This is a genomic window from Acetobacterium sp. MES1 (assembly GCF_002237635.1).
Lineage (GTDB): Bacteria > Bacillota > Clostridia > Eubacteriales > Eubacteriaceae > Acetobacterium > Acetobacterium wieringae.
Map to the genome: position 1 here is coordinate 204,490 of NZ_MJUY01000025.1, position 16,458 is coordinate 220,947.

Annotated in this window: 16 protein-coding genes; 10 read left to right on the forward strand and 6 right to left on the reverse strand. The window is 42.6% G+C overall.

Annotated elements, in window-relative coordinates:
• Nucleotides 1-99 precede the first annotated feature (99 nt).
• The 7 genes from BI182_RS09355 to BI182_RS09385 all read left to right on the forward strand — a co-directional run bounded on the left by BI182_RS09355 (nucleotide 100) and on the right by BI182_RS09385 (nucleotide 7,261).
• Complete coding sequence (locus BI182_RS09355) at nucleotides 100-1,572, forward strand: NAD(P)/FAD-dependent oxidoreductase (RefSeq protein ID WP_070370088.1); 1,473 nt, start codon at nucleotides 100-102, stop codon at nucleotides 1,570-1,572.
• 2 nt (nucleotides 1,573-1,574) lie between these two features.
• Nucleotides 1,575-2,840, forward strand: a complete 1,266-nt coding sequence (locus tag BI182_RS09360; protein ID WP_207648642.1) for an NAD(P)/FAD-dependent oxidoreductase — start codon at nucleotides 1,575-1,577, stop codon at nucleotides 2,838-2,840.
• On the forward strand, nucleotides 2,840-3,202 hold the full coding sequence (locus BI182_RS09365; RefSeq protein ID WP_148638761.1) for a DUF1667 domain-containing protein: 363 nt from the start codon (nucleotides 2,840-2,842) through the stop codon (nucleotides 3,200-3,202). Before BI182_RS09360 ends, BI182_RS09365 begins: the two co-directional genes overlap by 1 nt.
• A gap of 203 nt (nucleotides 3,203-3,405) precedes the next feature.
• Entirely contained in the window at nucleotides 3,406-4,170 is a 765-nt protein-coding gene (locus tag BI182_RS09370; protein WP_286807374.1) for a GDSL-type esterase/lipase family protein, read from the forward strand.
• Nucleotides 4,171-4,182: 12 nt separating this feature from the next.
• Nucleotides 4,183-4,653: a DUF4358 domain-containing protein gene (locus BI182_RS09375; protein WP_070370092.1), complete on the forward strand. Its 471-nt coding sequence runs from the start codon at nucleotides 4,183-4,185 to the stop codon at nucleotides 4,651-4,653.
• Nucleotides 4,654-4,662: 9 nt separating this feature from the next.
• The gene (locus BI182_RS09380; RefSeq protein ID WP_070370093.1) at nucleotides 4,663-6,063 is read left to right on the forward strand and encodes an MBOAT family O-acyltransferase; all 1,401 of its coding nucleotides are present in this window, start codon (nucleotides 4,663-4,665) and stop codon (nucleotides 6,061-6,063) included.
• 10 nt (nucleotides 6,064-6,073) lie between these two features.
• Nucleotides 6,074-7,261 (forward strand): DHHW family protein, encoded by a 1,188-nt coding sequence (locus tag BI182_RS09385; RefSeq protein ID WP_286807378.1) that lies wholly within the window; start codon nucleotides 6,074-6,076, stop codon nucleotides 7,259-7,261.
• Nucleotides 7,262-7,304: 43 nt separating this feature from the next.
• Here the strand turns inward: BI182_RS09385 and BI182_RS09390 are convergent, their stop codons facing one another.
• The 5 genes from BI182_RS09390 to BI182_RS09410 form a co-directional block, all read right to left on the reverse strand.
• Nucleotides 7,305-8,036 carry a GntR family transcriptional regulator gene (locus BI182_RS09390; protein ID WP_243134865.1) on the reverse strand — a complete coding sequence of 244 codons (732 nt, stop codon included), beginning with the start codon at nucleotides 8,034-8,036 and terminating at the stop codon, nucleotides 7,305-7,307.
• 117 nt (nucleotides 8,037-8,153) lie between these two features.
• Complete coding sequence (locus tag BI182_RS09395) at nucleotides 8,154-9,695, reverse strand: FGGY-family carbohydrate kinase (protein WP_286807395.1); 1,542 nt, start codon at nucleotides 9,693-9,695, stop codon at nucleotides 8,154-8,156.
• A 114-nt stretch (nucleotides 9,696-9,809) separates the two neighbouring features.
• Nucleotides 9,810-10,529 (reverse strand): deoxyribose-phosphate aldolase, encoded by a 720-nt coding sequence (gene deoC / locus BI182_RS09400; RefSeq protein WP_250933285.1) that lies wholly within the window; start codon nucleotides 10,527-10,529, stop codon nucleotides 9,810-9,812.
• 24 nt (nucleotides 10,530-10,553) lie between these two features.
• The gene (locus tag BI182_RS09405; RefSeq protein ID WP_070370097.1) at nucleotides 10,554-11,228 is read right to left on the reverse strand and encodes an HAD family hydrolase; all 675 of its coding nucleotides are present in this window, start codon (nucleotides 11,226-11,228) and stop codon (nucleotides 10,554-10,556) included.
• A gap of 37 nt (nucleotides 11,229-11,265) precedes the next feature.
• Entirely contained in the window at nucleotides 11,266-12,207 is a 942-nt protein-coding gene (locus BI182_RS09410; RefSeq protein ID WP_084633476.1) for a PHP domain-containing protein, read from the reverse strand.
• A gap of 477 nt (nucleotides 12,208-12,684) precedes the next feature.
• Between BI182_RS09410 and BI182_RS09415 the strand changes: the two genes are divergently transcribed.
• The 3 genes from BI182_RS09415 (at nucleotide 12,685) to BI182_RS09425 (ending at nucleotide 15,165) form a co-directional block, all read left to right on the forward strand.
• A complete protein-coding gene (locus BI182_RS09415; RefSeq protein WP_286807404.1) occupies nucleotides 12,685-13,221 on the forward strand; it encodes a transposase in 537 nt (178 codons plus the stop codon).
• Nucleotides 13,222-13,367: 146 nt separating this feature from the next.
• Nucleotides 13,368-14,372 (forward strand): helix-turn-helix domain-containing protein, encoded by a 1,005-nt coding sequence (locus BI182_RS09420; RefSeq protein ID WP_286807406.1) that lies wholly within the window; start codon nucleotides 13,368-13,370, stop codon nucleotides 14,370-14,372.
• Nucleotides 14,365-15,165 (forward strand): ExeA family protein, encoded by an 801-nt coding sequence (locus tag BI182_RS09425; protein ID WP_286807411.1) that lies wholly within the window; start codon nucleotides 14,365-14,367, stop codon nucleotides 15,163-15,165. Before BI182_RS09420 ends, BI182_RS09425 begins: the two co-directional genes overlap by 8 nt.
• A 328-nt stretch (nucleotides 15,166-15,493) precedes the next feature.
• On the opposite strand, the gene BI182_RS09430 is transcribed toward BI182_RS09425, so the two are convergent.
• The gene (locus BI182_RS09430) at nucleotides 15,494-16,342 is read right to left on the reverse strand and encodes a class II fructose-bisphosphate aldolase (protein ID WP_286807415.1); all 849 of its coding nucleotides are present in this window, start codon (nucleotides 16,340-16,342) and stop codon (nucleotides 15,494-15,496) included.
• Nucleotides 16,343-16,458: the final 116 nt, after the last annotated feature.

Here is a 16,458-nt window from a genome sequence, read left to right on the forward strand (position 1 = left end):
TACAAGGCAACGGAGAGCCATACTGTTTTCTTAAATGAATCCTTATTTAAGAAAATTGTATGGCTTTTAATTTTTTATAGTTCTTAGGAGGAATATATTATGTATGATATCGCCATTATTGGAGCTGGTATTGCCGGTTCCTACATTGCTCGGGAATTAACCCGATACAAACTGGACATCGTTTTACTGGACGGAGAAAATGATGTTGGAAATCAGATTACCATGGCCAATTCTGCCATTGTCCATGCAGGCTTTGATGCACCTGCTTCAAAATTAAAGGGAAAATTCAATGCTCCCGGAAACATCATGTATGAAAAAGTCTGCGAAGATCTGGATGTTCCCTTTAAACGTTGCGGCTCCCTGGTTGTTGCCCACAATGAATATGAGATGGCAACCATTCAGGAACTGTATCAGAATGGTCTGAAGAATGGTGTTCCCGGACTCCAGATTTTATTCAAAGATGAAGTCCATGCCATGGAACCCAATCTGAATGAAGATATTTGCGGTGCCTTATATGCACCCACCGCAGGCATTGTCTCACCGTTTGAACTGTGTATTCACGCTGCTGAAAACGCTGTCGACAATGGTGTGACCCTGAAAATGAACCATATGGTCAGTGATATTAAAAACCACCACGGCTATTTCGAAATCATTACCAATGCCGGTAATGTGGAAGCTAAATACGTCATCAATGCAGCCGGATTATTTGCTGACAATATTTACGCAATGGTTGGTGAACCCTATTTTAAACTGCTGGCCCGAAAAGGACATTACTTTATTTTTGATAAAGAAGCCGGTTCTCTGGTTAACAGTGTGATCTTCCCATGTCCATCTAAAAAAGGCAAAGGGATTCTGGTTGCTCCAACTGTTCATGGAAATCTTTTGATTGGCCCGGATGCCGAACCAGTTTCTTATAAGGGTGACATTGCCACCACCGGTGAACGCCTTGATTATATCAAAGAAAATGCTCTGAAAAATTGTCCAGATCTGCCTTTTAATAAGATTATCCGCTCCTATGCCGGTCTGCGAAACACCCCGGTAAGAGACACCTATACCACAACAGATGGTGACTTCATCATTGAAGAATCACCAGTACGTGGCTTTATCAATGTGGCTGGCTATGAATCACCAGGGCTCACTTCCATTCCGGCTGTAGCTCACCATGTTGTTGAAAATATTGTCAAACCAATGATTCCCCATCTTGAAGAGAATCCTGACTATAACCCTAAAGTCCGCAAACATCTGCGTTTTGATGAAATGACCGAAGATGAAAAAGTCGAAATTATCAAAGAAGATCCGAAATATGGTAAGGTCATCTGTCGCTGCGAAACCATTACCGAAGGTGAAATCATTGATGTTATTCACCGTAGCGCTGGTGCTAGAAGTGTTAAAGCGGTAAAAAAACGGACCCGCGCCGGAATGGGCCGCTGTCAGGGCGGTTTCTGTTCACCCCGGGTTGTTGAAATTCTGGCCAGAGAGCTTAATGTTCCATTGGATGATGTAATGTATGATCAACAGGATTCTGCCTATATCCTTTCCGGTCACACAAAATCTGTTAAGGAGGAAGCATAATCATGATTTATGATGTTGTAATTTTAGGTGGCGGCCCTGCTGGGCTAGCCGCAGCTGTTGAAGCTAAAAATGGTGGAGCAGAAAATGTTCTGATCCTCGAGAGAGACCGGGAACTGGGCGGTATCCTTAACCAATGTATCCATAACGGTTTCGGTTTACATACCTTTAATGAAGAATTAACAGGGCCAGAATACGCTGAACGTTATATTCAGAAAGTCAAAGATCTTAATATCCCCTATATGCTGGATACCATGGTACTTGATATGCACGACAATGGTGATCTTAAGTCCATCCACGTCATCAATGAAGAAAACGGGTACATGATTATTGAAGCCAAGGCTGTCATCTTAACCATGGGCTGTCGGGAACGAACATCTGGAGCCATTGGAATTCCTGGGTACCGTCCTTCTGGCGTCTTCACTGCCGGTACGGCCCAGCGGTTTATAAACATGGAAGGCTTTATGCCCGGTAAAGAAGTGGTTATCCTCGGATCTGGTGATATCGGACTGATTATGGCCCGCCGAATGACCCTGGAAGGTGCCCATGTTCAGGCAGTCTGTGAGCTGATGCCCTACTCCAATGGTTTGGTTCGTAATATTGTTCAGTGTCTGGATGACTATGATATTCCATTAAAATTAAGCCATACCATTACCTTTATCCACGGTAAAGATCGCTTAGAAGGGGTTACCGTTGCCAAGGTTGATGAAAAGCTCAAAGTCATTCCCGGCACCGAAGAGTATATTCCCTGTGATACCCTGTTGCTTTCTGTTGGATTAATCCCCGAGAATGAAATTACCCGTAATGCCGGGGTTGTCATGGATAATCGCACGAATGGTGCCATTGTTGGCGAACTGCGTCAAACCTCTATGCCGGGTGTGTTTGCCTGCGGCAATGTTGTTCATGTTCATGACCTGGTGGATTTTGTCAGCGAAGAAGCGGTTCTTGCCGGTAAGGGTGCCGCAAAATTCATCAAAGGCGAGCTTGATAATGAGATTACCTTCACCACCACCAACGGCGACGGCATCGGCTATGTTGTTCCCCAACAAGTTGCCATGAAAAATGTTGAAGACAAGGTTACCTTCTATATGCGGGTTCGTCAGGTCTTTAAAGATAAGGTCGTTAACGCCTATATCGGTGATCAGTTAATCGCCACCAAAAAAGAAAAGAAATTACTACCCGCTGAAATGGTAAACTTTAAAATTGCCAAAGATGTTTTAGCTCAATATCCTGCCGGAGAAATCCGATTTGTCGTAGAGGAGGCCAAATAATGAAAAAAGAAATGACCTGTATTGTTTGCCCCATCGGGTGCCAAATGACGATTGAAGAAAAAGCTGATGGTACCTACGAGGTCACCGGTAACACCTGTAAACGTGGCCCTAAATATGCCATTAATGAAATGACCAACCCCACCCGGGTAATTCCGACCACCGTGGTCATCAAAAACGCCATGCTGCCCCGTCTGCCGGTTAAGACGGCAGAACCAATCCCTAAAGGCCAGATTTTTGATGCCATGGCTGTCATTAACCAGGTGGTTGTCGAAGCACCTGTTAAAACCGGCGATGTTGTCATCAAGGATCTTTTAGGTCTTGGCATTGATGTGGTCGCCACCAGAACAATGGACAAATGTTAATCCCATTGATTTAAACAGTTAAAAAAGAGTCTGAAGATAATCTCACCCATTATTTTCAGCTCTTTTTTATTTTTTACTCTTGTTTTTCACTCTTTATATTCGTAACAACAAAATATTAATTTGTTACAAAACAGACATTGAATTACAACCATCTTTTATGATAAGTTTAACTATACAAATTCTCTTATCAAAGGTGCCCTTTCATGTACAGAAAACAAACACCCCCTTTTAATAAAAGCCTGGCAGTTTTCATTCTCATTCCTTGTATCATTATTATCGTCGTCCTGCTTATTCATTATCAAAGCGTCGCCCGAGAAAACGCTAAGGTAACTGAAGGAATTCAGGCCCTAACCACCTTAGAAACCCGTGATCTTTATACCATGGAAGAAAAAATTGATTATATGAAGCGCAAAGCCATCGATTCCGGAGATTATTCCACTTTGTTTGGTAATGCGGTTGTTTTTGGTGATTCGATTGCTGAAGGTCTTGGTTTATACGGTTTTTTAAGCCCAACTTCGTTGGTAGCGGTGATGGGCAAATCCACCGAAAACAGTCTTGAAGATGTACCAAGTCTGGTTAATCTGGCTCCCCGTAATGTTTTTTTTGAGTTGGGGCTTAATGATATCAGCCATCCCGACAGTACGCTTGATTCCTATCTCAGTCATTATGAAAAAATCATCGACGCAGTGCGTCTGCAATTACCCAACACCCAAATTTATCTTTGCAGCATCTTTCCGGTTACCGATGAAGCCTTGAAAGAGAAGCCAGAATTCAGTCAAATCGAGACCTACAATACTGCCCTGGCGGAAATGGCCAAACGCAAAAATATCCATTATATTGATACCTACACCTTTTTAAAAAATAATCCTCAGTATCACGAGCAGGATGGCATCCATGTCATTCGGGAATTTTACCCTATCTGGATGGATACCCTGGTCAATAACAGTGATCTGAAAAATTTGCTGTAGAATTGGAAGCTTATGAAAAAATTTGCTGTACTGCTTGTTATTTTAATACTGATTCTTCCCTGTTTTGGCTGTCAGACTGCTGACCAGGCGGCCTTATCGCAAGTTGAAGCTGATCTGCTGGCTACATCCCAAAACCTCAACGGAATGACAAAAGGCGATGGAAAAGCCTTAAAACGGTATTATGGTCTCAATATCAACGACTTTCAAGAAGTGTTGATTTACGTTCCGGCAAATTATATGGACGTTTCCGAAATTTTGGTGGTAAAAGTTGCGGACTCGGCCCAGTTGGATCTGGTTGAGACTGCTGTGGATACCCGAAATGCCATCCAACAGGAAAGCTTTGGCGGCTACGGACCTGATCAGGTTGCTCTGCTTGATAATTATGAGCTTAAAATTGTTGGAAACACACTTTTTTATTGCGTGTCACCGGATGCAGCCGCACTAAAAGACACCTTTGTCAAAAGCATAAAGAATAGTCAGTAAGGAGCAACCATGGTTTTTAGCAGTATCTTATTTATATTTGCCTTTTTACCCATTGCCTTGGGTCTCTATACCCTTGTCCCCAAACAGGGAAAAAACCTGATCTTGCTTCTGGTCAGTTTGTTTTTTTACGCCTGGGGCGAACCGGTTTATGTATTCTTAATGCTATTCACCATCGTCTTCGACTTTGGGATGGGGATCTTCATGGAAAAAAAGCCCCATCTCGTTCGCAAGCGAATTTTTATTTTTACCGTCATTGTAAATCTGAGTTTTCTGTTCTTTTTTAAATACTGGGGTTTTCTACTTGATACCATTAACCAACTCTTTAGTTTGAGTATCCCCTATACACCGTTGCCCTTGCCGATTGGAATTTCATTTTATACCTTTCAGATACTATCTTATGTGGTCGATATTTATCTGGGTAAGGTTCCGGTTCAAAAAAACATTGTTTCCTTTGGTTTATATGTCACCATGTTTCCCCAGCTGATCGCCGGACCCATCGTCCGCTATAAGGACATTGATGACCAGCTCTCCGATCGGGTGATGAATCAGGAAAAATTTGGAATTGGGGTAGAACGTTTTATCCAGGGACTTGGAAAAAAAGTCCTGTTGGCCAATAACATTGGTTATGTCTGGACACTTATTTCGGCCATGGATGTGGGGGAAATGTCGGTACTCACGGCCTGGATTGGAATTATTGCATTTACCTTTCAAATCTATTTCGACTTCAGCGGCTATTCGGATATGGCCATTGGTCTGGGGAAAATGTTCGGTTTTGAATTTCTGGAAAATTTCAATTACCCCTATATTTCCAGAAACGTGTCTGAATTCTGGCGACGTTGGCATATTTCACTGGGCACCTGGTTTCGCGAATACCTTTATATTCCACTCGGTGGAAATCGTGTTGCCATCCCCCGGTTATTTTTAAACCTTTGTATTGTCTGGTTATTAACTGGGCTCTGGCATGGTGCCAGCTGGAATTTTGTTATCTGGGGCGGCTATTACGGGCTGATTCTTTTTACTGAAAAAGTATTTTTAAACCGTTTACTCGAAAAACTGCCCACATTCATCCAACACACTTACACCCTGCTATTGGTCGTGATTGGCTGGGTCTTATTTGCCAGTCCGGATATGGGATTTGCCCTGTCTTATCTCCAGGTGATGTTTTTTACCGCTGGTGCATCCCCAATTGATACAACCGGCCTTTATTACCTGTATACCAGTCTTATTCTATTTTTAATTTGCGGGATCTGTTCAACCCCCATCGTCCATCAGCGTTATACTAAACTGATTCGTAGTGAGAAAAACTGGGTCATACCATTTGGTCTGGGACTGAACAGCCTGATCATGTTTTTATCCATTGCTTATTTAGTTACCGAAACATACAATCCCTTTTTGTATTTCAGATTTTAGGTGAGGCCTTATGCGAAAACAAGATAACCACCGGGAGCACGATCAATACTCCCATTCACTCTTCTATAAAAAATATATCAACTTGTTGGGTCTGCTTTTTATCGGCAGTCTTGTCTTTTTTCCCCTGGCTTCGCTGATTTTACCGGATACTAAACTATCTGCAAATGAAAACCGGATATTAACCCAATTTCCCCGTTTTTCGGCAGATAGCGTAGTCGATGGACGCTATATGAAAAAAATGCAGAAATATACGGCTGATCAGCTAATCGGCCGGAATTTTTGGATTTACACCAAAACCAGCACCGACCGCATCATTGGAAAGAATAGCTCGAATGGGGTATTTTATGGCAAAAATTCTACGCTGATTGAAAACTTCGATCCCTTACCGGCTGATCAAACGGAAGAAACAAAAACTGCACTTAACACCTTCGTCGAAAAACATTCCGATCTGAATCACTTTTTCATGCTGGTTCCCAATGCGATTAGTGTCACTGATGAAAAATTACCGGCTTACGCTCCGGTTTTGAACCAAAACACCTATATAGACAGCTTTACTGCCAGTTTAAGTGACCAGCTAACCATCCTTGATCCCCGACCAATTCTTAAGCAGAATAAGGATCAAGCGTTATATTATAAGACGGATCATCATTGGACTACTCTGGGGGCCTGGCTGTCGTTTCAAGGTGTTGCCAACGCATTGGGAATAAAACCGGACACCGATGCATACACCATCTATCCAGTCAGCCATTCATTTTCTGGAGCGCTTGCATCCAAAAGCGGCTACTTGACCTTTGTTACGGATACCATTGATGTCTACATCCCCAAAAATGAAGATGATTATTCAGTCGTGAATTTTATCGAAGAACAAAAAAAATCGGCATCTCTTTTTGACAGTGAACAACTCAAAGGAAAAGACAAATATGCCGTTTTTCTATCCGGTAACCATCCCCTGATAAAAATCAAAAATCCGGTAGCCAACGGCAAAAATCTGCTTGTCATCAAGGATTCTTATGCCAATGCCTTTATCCCCTTCCTAACACCATTTTATAGCGAGATCACCGTTATTGATCCCCGTTATTACTATGATAGCATCGAAGCGTTGATTGCTGACGCTCAGATTACCGATATTCTATACCTCTTTAATGCCAACACTTTTTTCCGGGACACCACCTTGGAACCGGTACTGAATGATGACTAACGTTAAAAGGGTTCCCACCAGTCTGGCGGAAACCCTTTTAACGTTAGTTGCGGTATTCATATTTTAATTTGATTTTGTCACCTCGAAAGACCACTTTTGAATATTCAAAAGGTTTATCTTCCTTATCAAAAAGAATATCTTCCAAAACAAGCAAAGGATAGCCTTGCGGCACTTTTAGCAGTTTGCTTTCTTTTTCAGATGCCGTCACCGATTCGAACGTTTCGATGACACGGCTGGGTTTTAAATTATATTCTTTTTCCAGAAGAATACAAAGTTGTTCTTTTTCAAGCGCCTGATCACTGAGATTCTTACCCAAATCAAAAGGAATCCGGGAATAATGAAGGCTGATCGGCTCGCCTTTTAGAAAACGCAACCGCTCAATTTCGAGTATTGGTGCGCCTTGAGGACATTGCAAACGCTTTGCAACCGAAAAAGAAGCTTCCTTTTCGGTAACATTTAACAACTCGGTGGTGATTTCGTACCCCATTCGTTCCAATTGTTCTCTAAATCCCATATAAGCCAGCGACTCTGTCATGATCTTGGGTTCTGCAACAAAGGTACCTTTACCAGGGACTCGATAGAGAACACCATCCTGTACCAACTGTGAACATGCTGAACGTATTGTCATTCGACTGACACCGTAAATACGGTTCATCTCACTCTCCGATGGTATCGCTGTGTTTGGCTTCCAAATGCCTTCTTCGATGTTATTGCGGATTAACTCTTCCAATTGTATGTACAGTGGTTTTGGGTTTTCTCGCTTTATTTTGTACATATCAATACTTCCTTCCATAAAACTCCTTTGTGCAGCTTATTTAGCAAAATATCTTTTATTTTATCATAGACGCAATCGAATTGAAAGAGTGATCCACTAAAATCGTTTTTTTTCTGTTTATTTTAATTTTGCAAACTGTGAATAGATGCAATTATCATTTAATGCGCTATACAAATTTTTGTAAATGTCATAAATGTCGTTATACTTCTTGACATTTTCAGGTACGGGCTCAATGGTCTCCAGATAACGAACCATTGAATTGACACCTTCGGTAACATTGTTAAACCACCCGGCACCAACCCCTGCTATCACTGCCGCTCCTACAATGGTGGCATCGGGTATCTCCAGCTTACGAATTGGAACTCCAAACATATCTGCAATAATCTGGCGCCATGCTGCAGATTTTGTCGCACCGCCCGTGATCGCAAGTTGCTTTAAAAGCAATCCGGATTTCTTCATGGTTTCATACATGTCCTTACTTTCCAAGGCAATCCCTTCCATAACCGAACGAATCATATCACTCTTAGAATGTGCGAACGTCAGTCCCGCAAAAATCCCTTTCGCTTCAGGATTCCAATACGGATAACCCGATCCGGTCAGGAATGGCATGAAGACAATTCCCTTTGATCCGACTGGACTTTTTTGAATATGATAATCCATTACTTCATATGGATCAAGCCCCGTTTTTTTGCCGAATGCAACTTCAATTTCAGCCAACTCATCCCTTGCCCATCGATAACTGCTGGCAGCACCCAGTTGGATTCCCTCAAGATTGTATAATCCCAATGATGCCGATGAAGTTGCCATGACCCCCGGAACATCTTCCAAGACCAGATTTTTTGTCCCAACCACCAAAAGTCCGGCGGTACCCAGTGTTAACGATGCATAGCCATCCTCAATTACGCCTGCGCCGATTGCTGCGCATTGTTGATCTCCACTTCCGGCAACAAGTAGTGTACCGACTGCCAGACCCGTTTTTTCCGCCGTGGCAGGTGTCACTTTTCCGACAATATCACCGGGTTTCACTAATTTAGGGAATTTTGTTTTATCAAAACCAAAAGCATCAATAATGTTGTCCGCCCAATCCATTGTATTCGGATTAAGATAGCCGGATGTACAGGCATTGGTCACTTCGCAATAAAAATCATCTGCTCCAAAACAATATTGGATATACTCCGGCATCATCGCCACATACTTGGCTTTTTCATATAATTCGGGTCGTTTCTTTATTAACCATAACAATTTGATAAACGTAAAGGTAGGTGCCATTGGCATACCAGTGCTTCTAAAAAAAGTATCGGGATCCACCAGTGCCATGGCTTCTTCTAAAATCTCAGCACCACGATTATCCTGCCAGCCATAAAAAATGTTATCGATGGCCTGATTATTATTATCGACCAGTGTAAACGTTGCCCGTTGGCAAGAAAATCCAACTGCCTCAATTTCCTTTGGATCAAGGCCTGATGATGTGACTGCTTGTTTACAGGCTTTAAAGGTTTCCTCCACCAGTAAATCCACATCCTGTTCAACCCAGTTGGGACTTGGATAGTTGCAGGGATACTCACCATATCCTTTGCCATAGATTTGGCCTTTTTTGTCAAGAATCATCGCCTTTGTACCAGTTGTTCCCACATCAATACCGATTAAATACTTACCCATATTCAAATTCTCCTTTAATAATAAAAATTAACTTCTAAACCATGAATTAATTTAATATTATGCTTAGTAAAAGGGAATTTTGCTCAGCAATGTGATGAAAATGATCGCTTTGGCTTAGCCATTATACTGGGGTACTAGTCCAATCTCACGCATTTGATCAAAGGCGTCGATTATCGCAACCGCAGCTCGTGTACCGATCAGATCAGCTCCTGCCAAGATAAATACATAGGCATTTTGAGGCCGTGGGAATTTAACCCCGGCAACCTTGAGTTTAACATCCGTTTCCGCCAACGTCTTTTTCATAATCAGAAACTGTTCCATACTGGGTCCTTCAAATTGACCGGTTGAGGTTTTGGCATAATCAATGCCAACTTCTGCAATCAGTTTGCAGGCTGCTGCTATTTCCTCGTCACTTAAAAAACAGGTTTCAATAATGCATTTGGTGATATGACCCTGCGCTGCGGTTTTGAAATCCATCAATTCGCCTTTTATCACATCGTATCGTTTGTCTTTTAACGCCCCAACGTTCATGACCAGATCTAAAACGGTGCAACCCGCTTTTACTGCCTGTTCGGTTTCAAAGGCTTTAACAATCGATGCCGATGCACCAAAGGGAAAATCAAGACCGGTCCCGATATGAATGTCTGTTTCTTTTAGTTCATCCACCACCACAGGCGTCCAATAAGGTGTCGCAGAATAAAATGCGGCACAATTATAGGCTACTGCCTCACGACAACCGGACCGGATATCAGCTTCAGTGGTGTTTTTAGGCAACACCGAGTGATCGAAACACTTTCCCAGGGCTTTTTTATCCATTTTTGATAAATCAACCATAACTACATACCTCCTAGTTTTATTTTATAGAACAACTTCTTTCAGTTCTTCTATACGATCAATAACATAGGTTGGATTTAATGATCTGACGACCTCCGGGGCACCATATCCGAACGTGACCCCACAAACGTCAATACCTGCATTTGTACCAGTGAGATAGTCAGTTTTTGTATCGCCGATCAGAATCGCCTCATTTTTCCGGCAACGATAATAATCGAGAATTGAATGAATACAATCCGGATGCGGCTTTGGATTTTTTACATCATCTGCTGTCACCAGAATATCAAAATAATCATATAATTTTAGCGTTTTTAAAATCTTTTCGGTGGCACTTCTTATCTTAAACGTAGCCACAGATAATGCTTTCCCCTGACTTTTATAGTATGCCAGCACCTCTTCCACACCACTGTAAGCAACGGTTTTTTTATCACAGTTCTCGGTGTAATACTCTACAAATAAGGGTAGTATTTCCTGATCGATCAGATCTTCTTTATCCTCTCCCAGGGATTTAATGAGCACATTTCTTGCTCCCCCACCAATACAGCTCCGAATAAACGCATCTTCTTTTTGTTCAAACTGATAACGATCAATAATGTATTTTATCGTTTCGATGATATCTGGACACGTATCTACCAAGGTTCCATCCAAATCAAAAATAACATACTGATACGCACGCGGTTCCTTGTTTTTAATTATCATGACCAGCCTCCATTTAAGTTTTAACTTCAAAAACCAATCACAGATTTCTTAAATAGTCATTGCTGTTAAAATATTCCAGAGTAACGCCGCACTCACCGATAGTTCTGACATTTTTATCAGTCTTTTTATAGTCAGCATGATAATCTGAACCTCCAGAAATAATCTTGACCCGGTCTGTGTATGCGGCCCGTACCCTGGCGATGATCTCTTCCTTGGTGAACGGTCCATTATAAGTCGTCTTATCATATGTATAACACGCTTCAATGCCATCCAATCCGGCATCAATTAATTTGTCTATGTATTCCTCCCGGGTCATGCTACCATCACGGGTCATTACGGTTTCGTCAATCAGGTATGGGTGCGCCAGAATCGCAATACCGCCACTTTCATGGGCGATTTGAATAATTTCAACCGGGTCTGGTTTTTCGCGTTTCACACTGAATACCGGATTATTTCGGATTAATAATTTCGCTTCGCTCCAGGTTTTGGTGTATCCCTTCTCAGCCATCAGATTAAAAATGACTTTTTTCTGAACATCTTCAGGGTTTCGGGGAATGTCGTTATAATTTAAAACCTCCTCCCAACTGATGTCAATGCCATTATCCGCCAGCACATCCAAAAGCTTCTGGTAGGAGTAGATTTTGCTTTTGACAATCTGCTCATTGATTTCCAGTATTTTCGGATTGGTATAATCACAACCCAGTACCACAATGTGCACATCCTCAACCAGGGTCTCGCAAGAGAATTCAATTCCTGGCAACAGTTTCATCCCTTTTTTCTTTGCATAAAGAACTGGATCAACCATTACACCATTGACCTCGATACGATCTGGGGGAAGAATATCATGATCGGTGATCACAATCACCTTCATTCCCAAAGCTGCTGCATTGCATATAAATTCCTGGGGGGTATCAGCCCCATCAGATCGTGTGGTATGACTGTGTAGGTCTACAATATAGTTGGGTTTTGTCGTCATCATCTTACCTCCTAATATTTCTATGAAAATCAGGTGCGTTTTGTTACATTCCTTTTTCAATTTTTGATAAACTAGCCTAATTAACGTATCTTTCTACTGTCTCAACCGTTATAATTCTTGACGTTTGGTTACCCGGTATGGCAATCACCCCACAAGTCCAATTCCTACAACTCATCTTCACGATTGACAGCAATGGTTTATCACCAAGAATACCTTCACCTTGGTACTTTTTCACAAATCAGAATTCATTTGATACCATTCCTTCTGGCTTTATATGTAGCCGCAGACAAGCCAAACCGTCATTGCACCATTAATCCCAGTAGCATCGAGCATCCCAATACTTATTTCACTGATATACTGTTAATTGTCAAATTATAAGTGTCAAAACAGTCTTGATTTAATCAAATTATTTCGGCTAAACCGAGCTTTTCAACTATGGTATAATGATTAATCATTAAGCACTTTAAGGAAGCATCAACCATGGTTCATCTGGAACACTTTTCTGACCACCCGCTGGATTATATCACTGAATTCTACACCGCAGAAAAAGTTCGCATTGACAGCTGTCCTCATTGTCATTCGTGCAGGCGGCTTCATCTTCATGGTATCTATCACCGACATGTGATCTGGTATGAGGATGTCTTCTCCATTCCGGTACAACGCCATTACTGTATTCATTGCGGTAAGACCGTGAGTATCCTGCCTTCTTTCTGCCATTCCGGGTTTCAGCTGGCCCTTCCATTTCTGCTGGAACTGCTTTGGGCCTTCTTTAACAGGATTCCTTCAGATTGCGCTTTAGCGCATCAGCATCGGCACTTTATTACCCGGCGTTTTCTTTTTTGTATAAACCGGCTGATTGAGTATTTTCGCATCTGCCATGATCCTTTAATCGTCTTTCCTGATTTTGGGCATAAAAAAGCCATAAAGCTTCTTGAAATGGTCTACTCGGTGGGGAAGCCCCACATCTTCGGCAAAAGATATCACGATCATTTTAAGAAAGGATTTATGGCACTTTAATTGTACCATCCTTCCCTATTTTTTTGAAGAACTATTTGTCCCACAGAGCTTTTGCTTTGCCTTTTATCGATTGATCCGTTATGCTCTGATTACCGGTTTTCTGGATCCTTAAAACCTCAACTCATTAAAATCGGAGGTTTTTTACAATGACTGAAAAAGACAAAGAATTGATTGCTTTATTTCGCTATGGCCTGATTGCGCCGTTACTTACAGATACCGTCACATCCCACACGGCTTATCTGGATAAGATCAGTGCCCAAACTCATGATGTCCCGCATTATGGCATCCGCACCTACAACCGTAAAACCCTGCTGGAATGGCACCGGCTGTACCGGCGCCATGGTTTTGATGCGCTCAAGCCCAAGGTTCGGACGGACAAAGGTTCATCCCGGGCGCTACCGGCAGAATCGGCCAAACTGCTCCTTACGCTGCGAACAGAAAACATCCATTTATCGGTGAAGTTGTTCCATGAGTGGCTCATTCATGAAGGCCACTTCACCAGCTCCGACTGTTCCTATTCTACGGTGTATCGACTGCTTAAAAAACATCAGCTGTTAAAGCCATCAGTGGCGGATACGTCGGATCGCCGCCGTTTCGCCCATGTTGATATCAACACCCTGTGGCAGACGGATGTTTCCCACGGCCCCTATCTGACTCTTAAGGGAAAAATCGAGCGCTTTTTCAAAACCGTCCGCAGCCGTTTCTATCCGCTTTTGACGGATGCTGATCTTCTGGATCTTGAGGTCCTCAATCAACGCTTTGAGGCCTGGTTGGCCCGGGATTATCATCATAAGGTTCATTCGAGTCTCAATGAAGCGCCGATGGTCTTTTATATGCGGGGGAGTGACCGGATCAGGCATTTCTCTGATCCCCGGGTCATTGATGAAGCCTTTCTGATCCGGGTTACCAGAAAGGTCAAGTCGGATGCCACCATTTCGCTGCACAACGCTCTTTTCGAAGCGTCGCCGATGTTTATTGGTAAGAGCGTCGATATCCGTTATCCCAATGAATGCCCGGATGAGATCTATCTTTATGAAAACAGTGTCCGGATTTTCACCTGCAGGAAAGTCATCATGACGGACAATGCCATTGCCAAACGCAATAACAATGCTATCAGCTACAGCGCGTTAGGCGGTGTACCTCATGTATAAATCATTTTTCGGGTTCCAGCAGGCGCCCTTTGACAAGGGCATTGATTCCTCGATGCTCTTTCAATCGGAAGCTTATAAGGAAGTTCTGGCCCGACTGGATTATCTCAAAACCACCAGAGGTTTCGGTCTGATTACCGGGGATCCCGGGGTTGGTAAAACATCGACCCTGCGGGTCTTTGCCGACAGTCTGAACCCGTCATTATACAAGGTCATGTATTTTCCCATGTCTTCCGGAACAACCATGGATTTTTACCGGGGTCTGGCCTTTTCCCTTGGGGAACAGCCGAAATTTCGCAAAGTGGAGCTGTTCTTTCAGATTCAGAACGCCATTACTGATCTTTATGATAAGCGCCGCATCACGCCGGTCTTTATCCTCGATGAGATGCAATCGGCGAGCGCCCAGTTTCTTCACGATCTGAGCATCATTTTTAACTTTGACATGGATAAACGCAACCCTTTTATTCTGATTCTCACCGGTTTACCAACGCTGGCCAACCGCCTGGCCTTAAACCAGAATCGCTCCCTTGATCAGCGACTGGTGACCCGGTTTCATTTCTCGCCATTGACCCCGGATGAGGTCCGGGACTATATCAAACACCGGTTCAAACATGCCGGTGTTTCACGGAACCTGATCAACGAGAACGCTTATGAAGCCATTTCGTCTTCAACTGGCGGTTATCCGCGATTAGTGGGTAACCTGGTTACTCAGTGTCTGATTCTTACCTTTCAAAAGCAAACCGATCTTATCGATGAAGAGATTGTTTTTGCCGCTTCTGCGGAAGCTGGGATTTAACGCCTATGGCGTTACTTCCCTTTTTTTCCGGAGAAATGAAGCGTGATTATGTGATTAAAAACTGGCATTATATTTTCAACTCACCATATTTTTCACACTCTTTCGCACATTTCGATCCGTTTTATTGTGATTAAACCAGTCCGAAATAATGTGAAAATTTACAATATACATCGAACCAGTCTAGCTGATATTCTAACCTTCCTATTTTTAAATAGCACAACCATCATTTTATTGATGTCGTTACTTATAACAACCAGATGGTCATGACCACAAAATGGCGAATCGACTTTTTGGAATTTTATTTGACTTTCTTGAAACCCGCGCTTCTTTAATCCAGCAAGGCAAAGAAACGGATATGCTCTGTGACAACTTTTTTCACCTGATCTTTGGTGAAGGCGTCCAGTTTCAGCGGGTCATTCTGATCCGGATAGTTCCTGGTATAATCAACCATACCCTGACAATAAGCAATTTTTATAGCTGTTGAGATATTGACCTTTGAGGCACCTAAAGCAATCAGTCGGTGGAACATCTCATCGGTTAGTCCAGTTCCGCCATGAAGTACCAGCGGACATGGTGAAAACTGATTGATTGTTTCAAAAAGATTGTAGTCGATATTGATTGCCCCTTTATATACCCCGTGAGCAGTTCCGACTGCTGGAGCAAAGGCATCAATCCCGGTTTCCTTCAGATAAAGGTGACAATCCTCCGGATTGGCGTGGGCGTGGTTTCCCTCCATCACGACAATATCATCTTCAACTCCGACAATCGCCCCCAGCTCACCTTCAACGGTCACGTTTCTGGCTTGGGCGTATGCCACAATTTCACTGGTATTTTTGATGTTCTCCATAAGGGATAACTGCGAACCATCATACATGACCGACGACCAACCGCCATCAATGCATGCTTTGGTAAAATCAACATCAGTGGAGTGATCAAGATGGATGGCCACATTAACCCTGGCATTTTCGGCAATGGGTTTTAAATAATCCATCATCTCACTAACGCCAAAAGCTTTGACCGTTTTAACCGAAGTTTGCAGAATAATTGGTTGTTCCAACTCTTCCGCCGCTTCAACTGCTGCTTTTGCTGTCAGATAGTTAACAATATTGAATGCACCCACCGCATAGCGGTTCTTTCTTGCTTCTTCAAGTATTGTTTTCATGTTAACATAACTCATGATCATCATCTCTTTTCTTAAAATTTTCATGACATCATACATAAATATGATAGGTCATGACCACCTAGAACCAGTATATCACAACTCGATAAAAAAATAAATGATCTCTTAAATCT